Genomic DNA, 15,170 nt, shown 5'->3' with positions numbered 1-15,170 from the left:
TTACCTCCCCGGTTCCGCTGCGTGACGATCCTCGCGCGCCGACCGCACCACCGCCACCAGACGGCCGGGGTCGGCGAGGTCGTCGAACACGTGCTCGGCGCCCGCCGCGTGCAGTTCCCCGACCGACGACCGCCCCGTGGCGACGCCGACCGCGACCGCGCCGCCCCGGTGGGCGGCCTCGACGTCGAGGGGCGTGTCGCCGACCACGACCATCACCGGCGCCGTCCCGTAGCGGGCGGCCAGGGCGTCGCGGGCCTGCTCGACGACCCGCACCCGCTGGCCCGGACCCTCGCCGTAGCCCCCGAGCGCGAGGTCGATCGGGCCGTCCGCGAGCCCGACCGCGTCGAGCTTCGCCCGGGCCCCGACGCGCACGTTCCCCGTGGTCAGGGTCTGGACGACGTCGGGGTCGCCGGCGAGCGCGGCGACGGTCTCGGGGATGCCGGGCAGGGTGCGGGCGACGGCGGCGAGCTCCCCGGCGCGCCGGCCCCACCCGTCGGTGACCGCGGCGATGACCGCGTGCCCGAACTCGTCGCCGGCGAACGGGGCGGCGTCCTCGCGGGGCAGCGCGTCGCGGAGCGCCTCGCCGATCAGCCAGTCGGTGCGACCGCCCATCGCCACCGCCTCGATGGGCGCCCGGTACCCGGTGACGGTGGTGAACGCCTCGCACAGCACGTCGCGCCCGACCGTCCCGCCCCACAGCAGCGTGCCGTCGACGTCCCAGCAGACGGCGACGCGTGGTGTCGGGCTCACGGGTGTCCTCCTCGGGGAGATCGGCGTGCTCGGTGTCGCCATCATGGGGGGAGGACGCCGCGACCGCCGGGGACGCCGAGCTCACCCTTCCCGCGGACGAGCTGATCGACTAGGCACGACTCCCGTGGCGACCGGAGGGCCCCCTCGCGCGGATCGGGCGGCGCGCGTGACGTTGCGGGTCGCCGCCTACGACGACCCCGAGAGCGTGCGGTTCGTCGACGCCGTGCAGGCGTTCTACGTCGAGCGCTACGGCGGTGCCGACCGCACGCCCGTCGACCCCGCCGAGTTCGCGCCGCCGCGGGGCATCTTCCTGCTCGGCAGCCTCCCGGGTACCGGGCCGGTGTGCTGCGGGGGCTGGCGGCGCCACGACGCGGCGTCGATCGACGCCCGCGACGCGGGCGTGCTGCGTCCGGGCGACGCCGAGATCAAGCGCATGTGGGTCGACCCCGCCCACCGGCGCCGGGGGCTCGCGACGGCCGTGCTCGGCGAGCTCGAGCGCACCGCGCTCGCCGCCGGCTGTCGGCGCACCGTGCTCGAGACGGGCACCGAGCAGCCCGAGGCGCTCGCCTTCTACCGCGCGCGGGGGTACGTCGCGATCCCGCGCTTCGGGACCTACCGCGACGAGCCCTCGAGTCTCTGCTTCGCGCGCGAGCTGGACCGACCCGGGGACGTCCGGGTGGGGTCCGGGGGGCGCGGCGGAGGGCGGGGCGGCGGGCGCTAGCGTCGGGGGCCCGACATCGCCCGTCCGTGCGGAGGCTCCCATCGTGGCCCGTCCCCTCAGCGAGTCCGTCGAGGCCGGCTGGGCCGAGGCGCTGGAGCCGGTCGCGGACACGATCGCGGCGATGGGCGACTTCCTGCGCGCCGAGGTGGCCGAGGGGCGGACCTACCTGCCGGCCGGCGCGAACGTCCTGCGGGCGTTCCAGCAGCCGTTCGCCGACGTGCGGGTGCTGATCATGGGTCAGGACCCGTACCCGACGCCGGGGCACGCGGTCGGCCTGTCGTTCTCGGTGGCGCCGGACGTGCGCCCGCTGCCGAAGAGCCTGCAGAACATCTTCCGCGAGTACTCCGCCGACCTCGGCCACCCGCCGCCCACCAGCGGCGACCTCTCGCCGTGGGCGGCGAACGGCGTGCTGCTGCTCAACAGGGTGCTCACCGTCGGCCCCGGGGCGCCGGGCTCGCACCGCAACAAGGGGTGGGAGAAGGTGACCGAGGCGGCCGTCGCGGCGCTCGTCGCCCGCCTGGACCAGCCGCTCGTCGCCGTGCTGTGGGGGCGCGACGCGCAGACGGTCAAGCCGCTGCTCGGCGAGGACGTGCCGACCGTCGAGTCGGCGCACCCCAGCCCGATGTCGGCCGACCGCGGGTTCTTCGGCTCGCGCCCGTTCAGTCGGGTCGACGAGTACCTCGGCGAGCTCGGGGACGAGCCCGTCGACTGGCGCCTGCCGTAGGGCCCGGCAGAGGGCTCAGCGGCGTCCCCACCGCCGGCGGCGACGCCGCACCGGCGAGATCATCCCCCAGCTGTGGGGCGGCGTGGTCTCCGGACGGTGCCGCCCGGCGCGGCGGCGGGAGAACACGAGCCGCCAGATGTCGGCGAACCGGCGGCGCGGGCGCGGGGCCACCACGGGCAGGGACGGCCGGGACGCGACGACGGGCGCGGCGGTGAGCACCGAGGTTCCACCGGACATGCCCCCGGACGTCGCCGTGGACGCCGGGCCCCAGCCGTCATGGACCGGCGGCGTCGGGAGCGGACCGGTCGGCGCGGCGGGGACGGCGTTCGGCGGAGCCTCGGTCGCGGCGGCCGGGGGAGCGGAAGCCGCTGAACGGGCCTCGTCCTCGGTGAGACGCTCAGAGGTCACCCGGAGCGGCGCAGGAGCGCGCCCCGGAATCCCTGGGCGTCCCGGCTGGCTCACGCGGACCTCCGTTCGTCGCTCTCCCCGACGTCGGCGACGACGTCGATCCTGACCGACGTACTGTGCAGATGCAAGAACATCTGCACCGCCGACAGCCGTTGCACGACCAGGGGGAGGTCGCATGCCCGAGCCGACGGAGGCCCGCGACATCGGGGACGACGACGTCGCGTGGCGCAAGAGCCGCCGCAGCAACCCCAAGGGCAACTGCGTGGAGGTCGCCCCGCTGCCCGACGGCGGGGTCGCCGTGCGCAACTCCCGCCACCGTGACGGGCCGGTCCTCGTCTACACCCGCGCCGAGATGACGGCCTTCCTGCTGGGCGCCAAGGACGGCGACTTCGACGACCTCCTCGCCGAGGGGGCCTAGCGCTTCCGTCCCACCCCGATGCGTGACTGTTAGGGTCGTCTCCCTGTCCGGGCGCGCCCTCGTGCGCGCCGGCGAGCGGAGGTGCCGGCGTGGTCCCACCCGGGGAACCCGCGGGTGCCGACGTGCCGCCGGACCCGCCGCGCGACATCCGTGACGCCCCCGGCGGCGGGCCGACCGTGCTGCGCATCATGCTCGGCCAGCAGCTGCGTGGCCTGCGCGAGCGGGCGGGAGTGACCCGCGAGGCCGCGGGCGACCGCATCCGCGGCTCCCACGCCAAGATCAGCCGGCTGGAGAACGGGCGCACCGGGTTCAAGGAGCGCGACGTCGGCGACCTGCTGACCCTCTACGGCGTGCACGCGCCCGACGAGCGCGACGCGCTGCTCGGGCTCGCCCGCCGGGCCAACGCGCCGGGGTGGTGGCACCGGTACTCCGACCTGCTGCCGCCGTGGTTCGAGACCTACGTCGGGCTCGAGCAGGCCGCGGCGCAGATCCGCACCTACGAGGCGCAGTTCGTGCCGGGGCTGCTGCAGACCGAGGCGATGGTGCGCCACGTGACCGCGCTCGGGCACGTGTCGATGCCCGACGAGGAGGTCGAGCGGCGCGTCGAGCTCCGGCTGCGGCGCCAGGAGGTGCTCGAGCGGGACGACGCGCCGCTGCTGTGGGCGGTGCTCGACGAGGCGTCGCTGCACCGGCTGACCGGCGGGCCCGCGGTGATGCGCGAGCAGCTCGACCACCTGATCGACGTCTCGGAGCGCCGCGGGGTCGTGGTGCAGATGGTGCCGTTCCACCTCGGCGGCCACGCCGGGGCGGGCGGGCCGTTCAGCATCCTGCGGTTCCCGCGGGAGTCCGCGGTGCCCGACGTCGTCTACCTCGAGCAGCTCACCAGCGCGCTGTACCTCGACAAGCGCGCCGACGTGGACGACTACCTCGCCACCATGGAGCTGCTGTGCGTCCAGGCGCTGGCGCCCGACGAGACGCGGGACGCCCTGCGGACGCTGCGGGTCGAGCTCGGGTGAGCCCGGGCCCGTCCTAGCGGTTGACCTTGCCGGCCTTCAGGCAGGAGGTGCAGACGTTCATCCGCTTGCGGTTGCCGTTGTCCAGGCGGGTGTGCACGACCTGCACGTTCGGGTTCCAGCGGCGGTTCGTCCGCACGTGCGAGTGCGACACCGACTTCCCGAACCCCGGGCCCTTCGCGCACACGTCACACACGGCACTCACGACTGAACTCCTCGACACGCTGACGACTCCGCGGACGCGCACTCTCGCCGTGACCGGCGGGTGCGCACTGCGTCCAGCGTAACCGAGGCCCGCGCCGCGACCGGTCGCCGGGGTGTCGGGCCCGCCCGCAGCCGCGCTGTCGGTCCGGGGTGACATCCTCGGCGACGTGGTCGGGATGGACACGACGCTGCGCACGGCCCTCGGCGACAAGACCGCGCGGCCGCTCGCCAAGCAGCTCGAGCTGGAGACGGTGGGCGATCTCCTGCGCCACTACCCGCGCCGCTACATCGCCCACAACGCGGTGACCCACTCCTCCGAGCGCGAGGACCAGCGGTTCCGGCCGGGCGAGCACGTCACGCTGCTCGGCAAGGTCGACGGAGCGAGCGGCCGGCGGATGCGCCACCGCCGGGGCCACGTCCTCGAGGTCGCCGTGTCGGTCGGCGGACAGCGCTTCACGTGCACGTTCTTCAACCAGCCCTACCGCGAGCGCGACCTGCAGCCGGGCACGACCGCGCTGTTCTCGGGCGACCTCAAGCGATACCGCAACACCTGGCAGCTCACCGCGCCGGAGTTCATCGTGCTCGGCGACGGCGACAGCGGGCTGCTGCCGGGGCTCATCCCGATCTATCCGGCCAAGCGCAAGCTGCGGTCCTGGGTGATCATGATGGCGGTCCGCCAGGTGCTCGACCTGCTCGACGAGCCCGAGGACCCCCTGCCCGACACGCTGCGCGCCGCCCACGGCCTGGCCTCGCTCGGCGACGCCCTGCGCCGGGTGCACCTCCCCGACACCTGGGAGGAGCAGGTCGACGCCCGCCGGCGCCTGGTGTGGGACGAGGCGTTCGGGCTGCAGCTCGCCATGGCGGGGCGGCGCGCGAGCGCCACCACCCGCCCGGCACCCGCCTGCCCGCGCCGCGACGACGGCCTGGCGGCGGCGTTCGACGCGCGGCTGCCGTTCACGCTCACCGGCGCCCAGCAGCGGGTCGGTGCGTCGCTGGCCGAGGCGCTCGCGGGCGAGCAGCCGCTCAACCGCCTGCTGCAGGGCGACGTCGGCTCGGGCAAGACGATGGTGGCGCTGCGGGCGATGCTCCAGGTCGTCGACGCCGGGCGGCAGGCGGTGCTGCTCGCGCCCACCGAGGTGCTGGCCGCCCAGCACGCCCGCTCGCTGCAGGCGATGCTCGGGCCGCTGGGCCGCGCGGGCGAGCTCGACGGGGATGCCGACCAGGCCACGCGGGTCACGCTGCTCACCGGCTCGCTCGGGGCGAAGGCCCGCCGTCAGGCGCTGCTCGACGCCCAGTCCGGCGCCGCGGGCATCGTCGTCGGCACCCACGCGGTGATCCAGCAGAGCGTCGGGTTCGCCGACCTCGGCCTCGTCGTCGTCGACGAGCAGCACCGCTTCGGGGTCCACCAGCGCGACGAGCTGCGCTCGCGACCCGGCGCGACGACGCCGCACGTGCTGGTGATGACCGCGACGCCCATCCCGCGCACGGTCGCGCTGACGATGTACGGCGACCTCGACACCTCCGAGCTCGACGAGCTGCCGGCGGGCCGCCGGCCGATCGCGACGACGGCGGTGCCCGCGGGCGTCAAGCCGCGGTGGCTGGAGCGGGCGTGGGAGCGGGTGCACGAGGAGGTCGCCGCCGGGCACCAGGTCTACGTCGTGTGCCCCCGGATCGGTGAGGAGGGCGGCGAGCCCGGCGAGGCGTGGCCCGAGCCGCCGGCCGACGACCTGCTCGACCCGGAGGCGCCCGGGCCCGACGAGTTCGAGGAGACCCTCCGCAAGCTGCGTCCCCCCGAGGACGGGGACGAGCAGGAGGAGGCCGCGCGCCCGCCGCTGGCGGTCACCGACGTCGCCCCGATGCTCGCCGAGGGGCCGCTGCAGGGGCTGCGCCTCGAGGTGCTGCACGGCCGGATGCCCACCGACGAGAAGGACGCCGTGATGCGGGCGTTCTCCGACGGCACGGTCGACGTCCTCGTCGCCACCACGGTGATCGAGGTGGGCGTCGACGTCCCCAACGCGACGATGATGATCATCATGGACGCCGACCGGTTCGGCGTCTCGCAGCTCCACCAGCTGCGCGGCCGCGTGGGCCGCGGGCCGGCACCGTCGTCGTGCCTCCTGGTCACCGAGGCGGTCGAGGGCTCGCCCGCCCTCGAGCGCCTCGAACGGCTGGCGGCCACCCCGGACGGCTTCGAGGTCTCGCGGATCGACCTCGAGGTGCGCGACGAGGGCGACGTGCTCGGCGCCCAGCAGTCCGGGCGACGCTCCGGGCTGCACATGCTCTCCGTGCTCAAGCACCAGGACCTCGTGGCCGAGGCGCGCGACGAGGCCCGGTCGGTCGTGGCCGACGATCCGACGCTCACGCATCACCCGGGTCTCGCCGGACTGGTGCGGTCGGTGGTCGGCGAGGACGAGGCGGCGTTCCTCGATCGGCTGTAGGCCCCGCTCGTCCGGCCGCACGCCGACGACGAGGCGTGAGATCCACCGTTCGTCGTCACCGATTCGGGGCAGTCTCGCGGCGAGCGGTTCAGGACCTCGATCACCCTGCCGATGAGCGCGGTGCGACGACCGGCGAGCGCGCTGTGACGGCGTGGCGTGGCGTCCGGGGGTCACGGATCGGTTACGTTCTGGTGGTCGCCCGGCATCAGCGGGGCGGCGCGCTCGGCCGCTTCGTCCGACTCCCCGTCCGGCGGCCTCCCCGGAGCGCACGACCACCCAGGACGGGGCGGGTGACCGACGTCGCGCCGCAGCTCCCCAGCGGCACGCCGTCCACGGACCCGGAGCCGTCCCCACGGCGCCGGTCCGTCGCGAGCCGCCCGGCGGACGTGGAGTCCACGCATGACGGCTGTGCTGCCCGAGATCGCTGAGGTCCCCCCTCGCGCCCAGGGACGCCACCGGGCGCCCGAGGACGCGACGACCGGTTCGATGGGCGTCATCCCCGCCGAGCGCCGCACGCGGTCCGGCCAGGGACGCCACGGACGTCCGGACGGCGCCCCGCAGGCGCCGACGGCCCACCCGCTCTCGCGTGCTGCGCGCACCGCCGGGCTGTCCCTCGCGGCCCTCGGGGCCGTCGCGACCGCCGGTGGCCTGGCCACCCACGGCCTCGTCGGCGGTGACGACGCGCCCGCCACCGGTGAGCACGCGCTCGACCCGCAGCTGGCCTCCGCGAACCTCGCGATCGCTCCGGCCGCGCACGACACGGGCGCCGTCACCTCGTCGGTGCTCCCCGTCGTCAACCAGCCCGCCGCGGGTGCCTCGTCGATCAAGCACGACTCGCCGGACTCCCGCGCCGCGGCCGCCCGCACGGCCCAGCAGACGCAGGAGCGCCAGGCCGCCGCCTCCTCCGACCGGTCGGAGAAGAAGGAGCCGCAGGCCTCGAGCGCCGGCTCGTCGGTGGCGCAGCAGGCCATCTCGGCCGCGCGCGCCCAGCTCGGCGTGCCCTACGTCTGGGGCGGCACGAGCCCGGACGGGTTCGACTGCTCGGGCCTCACGCAGTGGGCGTTCGAGAAGGCCGGCATCGAGCTGCCGCGCACCTCGCGGGCCCAGGCCACCGAGGGCCAGGAGGTCAGCGAGGCCAACATGCAGCCCGGCGACCTCATCTTCTTCAACAGCCCGGTCAGCCACGTCGGCATCTACATCGGCGACGGCAAGATGATCGAGGCTCCGCAGACCGGCTCCGACGTGAAGATCTCGAACGTCGAGCGGCGCATGGACGACCTGAACACGATCCGGCGCCTGGCCTAGGAGAAGGGCCCGGGCCCGTCGCCCCGAACGACGGGCCCGGACCATGTGGTGTGCGGAGGCTCCCCAGCTCCCACTCACCGAGTCCGTGGGCCGGGGATAGCCCCGTCGCGCACGCCACAAACACCGATTCCGGGCCGATCGGTCTGTTTCGCGCGATCGCCGGTCACCCTCACCGTGTGCGAGCCGGTCCCGAGCGCTGTCCGCCGTTCGGCGCAGCGCTGCTGGTGATCGTCGCCGTCATCTGTTCGTGCGGTGTGTCGCCCGCACCGGGGCCGTGTGTTCCCGCCGTGCCCGGGGCGGTCGTGCGCACGGTCGAGACCGCCGTTACCCGCCTGCAGGTCACGCTGGCCGGGCCGGTCGACGCCCCGCCGGTCGTGCTCCTGCACGGCTTCCCGGAGACCGCGGCGACGTGGCGGGCCGTCGCGACGGACCTCGCCGTCGACCACCGTGTCGTCGTCCCGGACCTGCGCGGTGCCGGGTGCTCGGGCTTCGCCCCACCCGGCACGGACGCCTACGCCACCGCCGATCTCGCCGCGGACCTCACGGAGCTCGCCGCGGCCCTGCGCCTGCCGCAGGCGACCGTCGTCGGGCACGACCTGGGCGCGATGACGGCGCTCGCCTGGGGCGACCGTCGTCGGGCACGACCTGGGCGCGATGACGGCGCTCGCCTGGGCCCGCAGCCGCCCCGATCAGGTGGCCCGCCTCGTGCTCTCCGGCGGCGGCGTCCCCGGATTCGGTCTCGCCGAGCTCGGCCCGCCGCACCTGCGGGCCTTCGGCGAGGCCCCGCCCGGCGCGGTCGAGACCGCGCAGCGGGACCGGCTCCCCGCCTTCCTCAGCGCTTTCACGGCCACGCCGGCCTTCCCCGTCGACGAGGCGGTCGCCGCGTACGCGCCGCCGGGGCGCCTCGACGCCGCGATGGGCCGCTACCGGGCGCTCGACCGCGACGCCGCGGCCCAGCGTGCTGATCCCCGCCTGCTGGCGACGCCGGTGCTCGTCGTGGCCGGCGGCGTCCCCGACCTCACGGTCGCGACGGTCACGCCGCGGGCGCCGCAGCGGCGCGTGGTCGTCGTGCCGGGCGCGGGGCACTACGTGCAAATCGAGCAGCCGGCGGCGTTCGCCGACGCCGTCCGGGACGAGCCTCGGTGATCAACGGGGAGTTCGTGCGCGTAGAAGCAGCGAACAGCGCGTTCGCTGCAACAACCCAGGCGCTGCAGAACCTCAGGCGCGCAGGCGGTCGCGCAGGTCCTTGGCGCCCCGGACGGCGGCGCGCCGGACGGCGTCGGCGGCCTGGGTGTACTCCGACCCGGGCGGGTTCACGCGCGGGGGAGCGGGGTCGACGGCGAGGGTCTCGCGGGCCGGCGGAGCTTCGCCGGTCCGCCGGGCCTGCGCGAGGCCCTCGGCGACGCGCTGGGCGTCCTCCCACGCGGAGGCGGCGCGGTCGACGGCGGCCGCGAACTCGGCGCGCCGGGGGCCGGCGGGCTCCTGGTCGGTGGCCAGGAACTCGGCGTCGCCCATCGCCTGCACGAAGCGCGCGGTGGCCGGGACGGTGACGTCGGCGAGGGCCGGGCGGGCGGCCACGGCGTGGCGATCGGCCTCGAAGGCGGCGTACTCGGCCTGCAGGGACGCGAACCGGTCGCGGGCGAGGTGCCAGCGCGCCGCGTCGTGCTCGGCGAGGCGCCCGACGCGGCCCTGCGGGTGGCCGTGCACCACCGTGCGGACCCGCGTGACACCCCGGCGCACCGCGATCACGGTGGCGACGACGGCGGCGATCACGGCGGCGACGAGGTCGGCGACGGCGGCGAGCAGCGCGACCCCGAGGCCCTGCATGTCGCCCGCGGCGACCCACACGGCGAGGAAGATCACCGGTGAGAGCAGGGTGAGCAGCCCGGCGAGGCCGTACAGCCAGGGCGCGGCAGAACGTCGGGGTCGGTCCACGATGTCCTCCTCAGCTTCTCCTGCCCTCCTTGATACCGCACGACACTGCTGCGCGGCGCCGGGAGCGCGATAACCTCCGCCGGCCCGGGTGCCGGGTGGTGACGGCAGGAGGGTGTCGCTCGATGTTCCGCAAGGTGCTCGTCGCCAACCGTGGCGAGATCGCGATCCGGGCCTTCCGGGCCGCCTACGAGCTGGGCGCGGCCACCGTCGCCGTGTTCCCGCACGAGGACCGCAACTCCGAGCACCGCCTCAAGGCCGACGAGGCCTACCAGATCGGCGAGGTCGGCCACCCGGTCCGCGCGTACCTCTCGATCGAGGAGATCATCTCCGCGGCGCAGCGGTCGGGCGCCGACGCCGTCTACCCCGGCTACGGGTTCCTCTCCGAGAACCCCGGGCTCGCCACCGCGTGCGAGCAGGCGGGCATCACCTTCATCGGCCCGCCCCCGCGCGTGCTCGCGATGGCCGGCAACAAGCACCGTGCGGTCGCCGCCGCCCGCGAGGCCGGCGTCCCGGTGCTCGACTCGTCGGACCCCTCCGACGACCTCGAGACGCTGCTCGCCGCGGCGGAGACGATGACCTACCCGCTCTTCGTCAAGGCCGTCGCCGGCGGCGGCGGGCGCGGCATGCGGCTGGTCAAGGAGCACGGCGGCATGCGCGACGCGCTGCAGGCCGCGATGAACGAGGCCTCGAGCGCCTTCGGCGACGCCACGGTGATCCTCGAGCAGGCCGTGGTCGACCCGCGCCACATCGAGGTGCAGATCCTCGCCGACGGCGACGGGCACGTCATGCACCTCTTCGAGCGCGACTGCTCGGTGCAGCGGCGCCACCAGAAGGTGGTGGAGATCGCGCCCGCCCCGCACCTGGGCCCCGAGCTGCGCGAGCGCATCTGCGCGGACGCCGTGAAGTTCGCCGAGGCGATCGGCTACGTCAACGCGGGCACCGTCGAGTTCCTGCTCGACGGCGAGGGCAACCACCACTTCATCGAGATGAACCCCCGCATCCAGGTGGAGCACACGGTCACCGAGGAGGTCGCCGACGTCGACCTCGTCGCCGCCCAGATGCGCATCGCGTCGGGGGAGACCCTCGCCGACCTCGAGCTCTCGCAGGACACGGTGGCCCTGCACGGGTTCGCCGTCCAGTGCCGCATCACCACCGAGGACCCCGCCAACGAGTTCCGCCCCGACATCGGGATGATCTCGGCCTACCGCTCGGCGTCCGGGTCGGGCGTGCGGCTCGACGGCGGCACCGCGTACGCCGGCGCCGAGATCAGCGCGCACTTCGACTCGCTGCTGGTCAAGGTCACGTGCCGCGGGCGCGACTTCACCACCGCGGTGCGCCGGGCCCGCCGGGCGCTCGCCGAGTTCCGGGTGCGCGGCGTCGCCACCAACATCCCGTTCCTGATGGCCCTGCTCGACGAGCCGGACTTCCGCGAGGGCCGGGTGACGACGTCGTTCATCGCCGAGCACCCGGACCTGCTCGCGGCGCGGGCGCCCGCCGACCGCGGCACCCGCCTCATGACCTATCTCGCCGACGTCACCGTCAACAGACCCTACGGCGAGCCCCCGCGCCTGATCGACCCCCGCGAGAAGCTGCCCGCGGTCGACCTGAAGGCCGCCCCGCCGGACGGCTCGCGCCAGCGCCTCGGCGAGCTCGGGCCCGAGGGCTTCGCGTCCTGGCTGCGCGCGCAGACGAGCGTGCCGGTCACCGACACCACCTTCCGCGACGCCCACCAGTCGCTGCTCGCCACGCGCGTGCGCACTCGCGACCTCGTCGACGTCGCCCCGCACGTCGCGCGCACCACCCCGGAGCTGCTCTCGCTGGAGTGCTGGGGCGGCGCCACCTACGACGTGGCGCTGCGCTTCCTCACCGAGGACCCCTGGGAGCGCCTCGCCCGCCTGCGCCGGGCCGTCCCCAACCTCTGCCTGCAGATGCTGCTGCGCGGGCGCAACACCGTCGGCTACACGCCCTACCCGACCGAGGTCACCGACGCGTTCGTCGCCGAGGCCTCCCGGGTCGGCATCGACATCTTCCGGATCTTCGACGCGCTCAACGACGTCGGGCAGATGCGCCCGGCCATCGACGCCGTCCGCGCGTCCGGCGGCGCCGTGGCCGAGGTGGCGCTCTGCTACACCGGTGACCTCTCCGATCCCGGCGAGCAGCTCTACACGCTCGACTACTACCTGCGCCTGGCCGAGCAGATCGTGGACGCGGGCGCCCACATCCTGGCCATCAAGGACATGGCGGGGCTGCTGCGCCCGCCGGCCGCGCGCACCCTCGTCACCGCGCTGCGCGAGCGCTTCGACCTCCCCGTGCACCTCCACACCCACGACACCGCCGGCGGCCAGCTCGCGACGCTGACCGCGGCGATCGACGCCGGGGTCGACGCCGTGGACGCGGCGGTCGCGTCGATGGCGGGCACGACGTCGCAGCCCTCGCTCTCGGCGCTCGTCGCGGCCACCGACCACTCCGCGCGGGAGACCGGCCTCTCGCTCGACGCCGTCAACGCGCTCGAGCCCTACTGGGAGCTGGTGCGCAAGGTGTACGCGCCGTTCGAGGCGGGGCTCGCGTCGCCGACCGGGCGCGTCTACACCCACGAGATCCCCGGCGGGCAGCTGTCGAACCTGCGCCAGCAGGCCGTGGCGCTGGGGCTCGGCGACCGCTTCGAGCAGGTCGAGGACGCCTACGCCGCCGCCGACCGGATGCTCGGGCACCTGGTGAAGGTCACCCCGTCGTCGAAGGTCGTCGGCGACCTCGCGCTGCACTTCGTCGGCGCCGGCGTCGACCCGGCGGCGTTCGAGGCGGAGCCGTCGAGGTTCGACATCCCCGACTCGGTGATCGGCTTCCTGCGCGGCGAGCTCGGCGACCCGCCCGGCGGCTGGCCCGAGCCGCTGCGCACCCGCGCCCTCGAGGGCCGCACGGAACGGCCGGGGCTCGCCGAGCTCACCGACGACGACCGCAAGGGCCTCGAGGCCGACCGGGCCGCGACGCTCAACGACCTGCTCTTCCCCGGGCCGACCAAGGACTTCCGCGAGCACCGCCAGTCCTACGGCGACACGTCGGTGCTGCGCAGCCAGGAGTTCTTCTACGGGCTGGAGTCCGAGCGCGAGTACGCCGTCGACATCGACACCGGGGTGCAGCTGCTCATCGAGCTCCAGGCCATCTCCGAGCCCGACGAGCGCGGCATGCGCACCGTGCTGATGTCGCTCAACGGGCAGCTGCGCCCGCTGTCGGTGCGCGACCGCGCCGTCGACACCGACGTCAAGGCTGCCGAGAAGGCCGACCGCAGCGACCCGGGCCACGTGCCCGCGCCGTTCGCCGGGGTGGTCACGCTGCAGGTCGGCGAGGGCGACCGCGTCGAGGCGGGCGCGACCGTGGCGACGATCGAGGCGATGAAGATGGAGGCCTCGATCACCGCGCCCACCGCCGGCACCGTGGAGCGTGTCGCGATCGGCTCGGTCCAGCAGGTCGAGGGCGGGGATCTCGTCGTCGTGCTCTCTTCGTGACCCGCATCATCGGCGGCACGGCCGGCGGGCGGCAGATCGCCGTGCCGCCCACCGGCACCCGACCGAGCACCGACCGGGTGCGCGAGGCGCTGTTCTCGGCGCTGGACGCGCGCGGGGCGATCGAGGACGCCGAGGTCCTCGACCTCTTCGCGGGGTCGGGCGCGCTGGGCATCGAGGCGCTCTCGCGCGGCGCGTCCACGGCGATCCTCGTCGAGCGCGACCCCCGGGCGTGTGCGGTGATCGCGAGCAACGTGGGCGTCGCGGGCGTGCGCGGCGCGCTGGTGCGCCGCAGCGCGGTCGACGCCTTCCTGAGGAGGACGCCGGGGCCGGTCGACCTCGTGTTCGTCGACCCGCCCTACGGCGACCCCGTCGACGACGTCCTGGCGCGTCTGCCGCGCTGGACGCGCCGGGACGCGGTGGTCGTCGTGGAGCGGGACTCGCGCTCGCCGGCGCCGGTGTGGCCCGAGGGCCTCGAGCCCGACGACCCTCGCACCTACGGCGAGACGACCCTGTACCTCGCGACCGCCGTGGGGTGACGCACCGCCGGTGCGAGCGATGCGGCGTTGCTGGCGTCTGACGCCGGGATCGCCACACGCTCGGTGTGCGACACGCCGGGGTGCGGCCGGGCACCTCCGCGCTGATCGGACGGACGTCGCCGTGACGGTGGACGGAGCGTGGCGCGGTGGCGGGCCGCACCCGCTGCGCCGCTCGGAGCCACTTCGCCGCGGGGGCCGCGAACGTCGCGTCGTGCCCCGCCGGCCCGGGAAGACCCGCCTCCCCGACGACGGGTCGACCACCCCGGCCTGCGCGTCCGAGCACGGACAGCGACGTCCGGCACCCCGGGAAGGACCACCACCCATGACCGAAGCGTTCGGCATCGAATCGATCGACCTGCACGGGTCCGTCGTCATCGGCGGCCGCACCGTGCGGATCGACATCACGACCGAGGACGAGCAGTCGCGCGACACCGGCCGTCGCGAGGAGCGGGACGAGACCGTCGACCAGGACGCGGTCGACGAGGGGGCCACCGGGCTCGCGGCCGACGACGAGGCCGACGACGTCGCCGAGGACGACGAGGCCGAGGACGAGGCCGAGGACGTCGAGGAGGCCGACGACGAGGCCGACGACGGGGCCGATGACGAGACCGAGGCGGAGGACGTCGACGACGTCGAGGACGAGGACGTCGACGACGTCGAGGACGTCGAGGACACCGACGACGAGGCCGAGGACGAAGAGGTCGACGAGGCCGAGGACGTCGAGGACACCGACGACGAGGCCGAGGACGAAGAGGTCGACGACGTCGAGGACGTCGAGGACGTCGACGACGAGCCCGACGACGTCGAGGACGTCGACGACGAGGCCGAGGACGACGAGGACACTGACGAGGACACCGACACTCGTGGCTCCCGGGACCAGGGCGTCGACGTCGACGAGACCGCGGAGCAGGCGGGCGAGGGGGAGCAGCGCCACGGGCTCGCCGAGAAGTTCCACCTGCGCCGCAGCGGGCGGGGGAAGTCAACGGAGTCGACGGAGTCCTCGCAGGAGACGTCCGCGGAGAAGGCCGACGCCCCGCCGGCCCGGGGTGCGGGCGCACGTCGGCGCCGGTCGTCGGAGTCCGGGACGGACGAGCCGGCGCGCCCGCGCTCGCCGCGGCGTCCGCGGACCTCGCAGGAGGCCGGTGACCAGGACCAGCGTGCGGCCCGGCCGCGCCGCCGGACCGCCTCGGGCTCGACCGGCTGACCGCTGCCCCG

General features: G+C 75.1%; 14 protein-coding genes and 1 pseudogene. 11 read left to right on the top strand and 4 right to left on the bottom strand.

The window, feature by feature from the left end; all coding sequences use genetic code 11:
• The gene (locus tag ACFPK1_RS19215; protein ID WP_378022537.1) at nt 1-750 is read right to left on the bottom strand and encodes an HAD family hydrolase; all 750 of its coding nucleotides are present in this window, start codon (nt 748-750) and stop codon (nt 1-3) included.
• Nucleotides 751-916: 166 nt separating this feature from the next.
• Here ACFPK1_RS19215 and ACFPK1_RS19210 point away from each other — a divergent pair, with 166 nt between their 5' ends.
• Nucleotides 917-1,471 carry a GNAT family N-acetyltransferase gene (locus ACFPK1_RS19210; RefSeq protein WP_378022536.1) on the top strand — a complete coding sequence of 185 codons (555 nt, stop codon included), beginning with the start codon at nt 917-919 and terminating at the stop codon, nt 1,469-1,471.
• A gap of 40 nt (nt 1,472-1,511) precedes the next feature.
• Nucleotides 1,512-2,195, top strand: coding sequence for a uracil-DNA glycosylase (locus tag ACFPK1_RS19205; protein ID WP_378022646.1), 684 nt, complete (start codon nt 1,512-1,514; stop codon nt 2,193-2,195).
• 15 nt (nt 2,196-2,210) lie between these two features.
• Here the strand turns inward: ACFPK1_RS19205 and ACFPK1_RS19200 are convergent, their stop codons facing one another.
• Entirely contained in the window at nt 2,211-2,432 is a 222-nt protein-coding gene (locus ACFPK1_RS19200) for a hypothetical protein (RefSeq protein ID WP_378022535.1), read from the bottom strand.
• A gap of 346 nt (nt 2,433-2,778) precedes the next feature.
• Here ACFPK1_RS19200 and ACFPK1_RS19195 point away from each other — a divergent pair, with 346 nt between their 5' ends.
• Together ACFPK1_RS19195 and ACFPK1_RS19190 are read left to right on the top strand one after the other, a co-directional pair.
• Nucleotides 2,779-3,021, top strand: coding sequence for a DUF397 domain-containing protein (locus ACFPK1_RS19195; protein ID WP_378022534.1), 243 nt, complete (start codon nt 2,779-2,781; stop codon nt 3,019-3,021).
• 89 nt (nt 3,022-3,110) lie between these two features.
• Nucleotides 3,111-4,037: a helix-turn-helix domain-containing protein gene (locus ACFPK1_RS19190; protein WP_378022533.1), complete on the top strand. Its 927-nt coding sequence runs from the start codon at nt 3,111-3,113 to the stop codon at nt 4,035-4,037.
• Between the two features lie 13 nt (nt 4,038-4,050).
• On the opposite strand, the gene rpmB is transcribed toward ACFPK1_RS19190, so the two are convergent.
• Nucleotides 4,051-4,239 carry a 50S ribosomal protein L28 gene (gene rpmB / locus ACFPK1_RS19185; RefSeq protein WP_133824881.1) on the bottom strand — a complete coding sequence of 63 codons (189 nt, stop codon included), beginning with the start codon at nt 4,237-4,239 and terminating at the stop codon, nt 4,051-4,053.
• A 175-nt stretch (nt 4,240-4,414) separates the two neighbouring features.
• Here rpmB and ACFPK1_RS19180 point away from each other — a divergent pair, with 175 nt between their 5' ends.
• From ACFPK1_RS19180 to ACFPK1_RS19165, 4 genes and pseudogenes are all read left to right on the top strand, one after another.
• Entirely contained in the window at nt 4,415-6,676 is a 2,262-nt protein-coding gene (locus ACFPK1_RS19180) for an ATP-dependent DNA helicase RecG (protein ID WP_378022645.1), read from the top strand.
• A gap of 399 nt (nt 6,677-7,075) precedes the next feature.
• Complete coding sequence (locus ACFPK1_RS19175; protein WP_378022532.1) at nt 7,076-7,981, top strand: C40 family peptidase; 906 nt, start codon at nt 7,076-7,078, stop codon at nt 7,979-7,981.
• A 50-nt stretch (nt 7,982-8,031) separates the two neighbouring features.
• A pseudogene (locus tag ACFPK1_RS19170) lies at nt 8,032-8,595 on the top strand (alpha/beta fold hydrolase); the annotation flags it as partial.
• A gap of 40 nt (nt 8,596-8,635) precedes the next feature.
• Nucleotides 8,636-9,127: an alpha/beta fold hydrolase gene (locus tag ACFPK1_RS19165; protein WP_378022531.1), complete on the top strand. Its 492-nt coding sequence runs from the start codon at nt 8,636-8,638 to the stop codon at nt 9,125-9,127.
• 72 nt (nt 9,128-9,199) lie between these two features.
• On the opposite strand, the gene ACFPK1_RS19160 is transcribed toward ACFPK1_RS19165, so the two are convergent.
• On the bottom strand, nt 9,200-9,916 hold the full coding sequence (locus ACFPK1_RS19160; protein ID WP_378022530.1) for a hypothetical protein: 717 nt from the start codon (nt 9,914-9,916) through the stop codon (nt 9,200-9,202).
• A gap of 122 nt (nt 9,917-10,038) precedes the next feature.
• On the opposite strand from ACFPK1_RS19160, the gene ACFPK1_RS19155 reads away from it, so the two are divergent.
• From ACFPK1_RS19155 to ACFPK1_RS19145, 3 genes are all read left to right on the top strand, one after another.
• Nucleotides 10,039-13,419, top strand: a complete 3,381-nt coding sequence (locus ACFPK1_RS19155; protein ID WP_378022529.1) for a pyruvate carboxylase — start codon at nt 10,039-10,041, stop codon at nt 13,417-13,419.
• On the top strand, nt 13,416-13,955 hold the full coding sequence (gene rsmD, locus ACFPK1_RS19150; protein WP_378022528.1) for a 16S rRNA (guanine(966)-N(2))-methyltransferase RsmD: 540 nt from the start codon (nt 13,416-13,418) through the stop codon (nt 13,953-13,955). Before ACFPK1_RS19155 ends, rsmD begins: the two co-directional genes overlap by 4 nt.
• 322 nt (nt 13,956-14,277) lie before the next feature.
• A complete protein-coding gene (locus ACFPK1_RS19145) occupies nt 14,278-15,159 on the top strand; it encodes a hypothetical protein (RefSeq protein ID WP_378022527.1) in 882 nt (293 codons plus the stop codon).
• Nucleotides 15,160-15,170: the final 11 nt, after the last annotated feature.

The sequence above is a fragment of the Actinomycetospora rhizophila genome, from assembly GCF_042657905.1.
Classification (GTDB): domain Bacteria; phylum Actinomycetota; class Actinomycetes; order Mycobacteriales; family Pseudonocardiaceae; genus Actinomycetospora; species Actinomycetospora rhizophila.
Note: the sequence above shows the minus strand (reverse complement) of the source record. Positions and strands in the feature narration are given on the sequence as shown.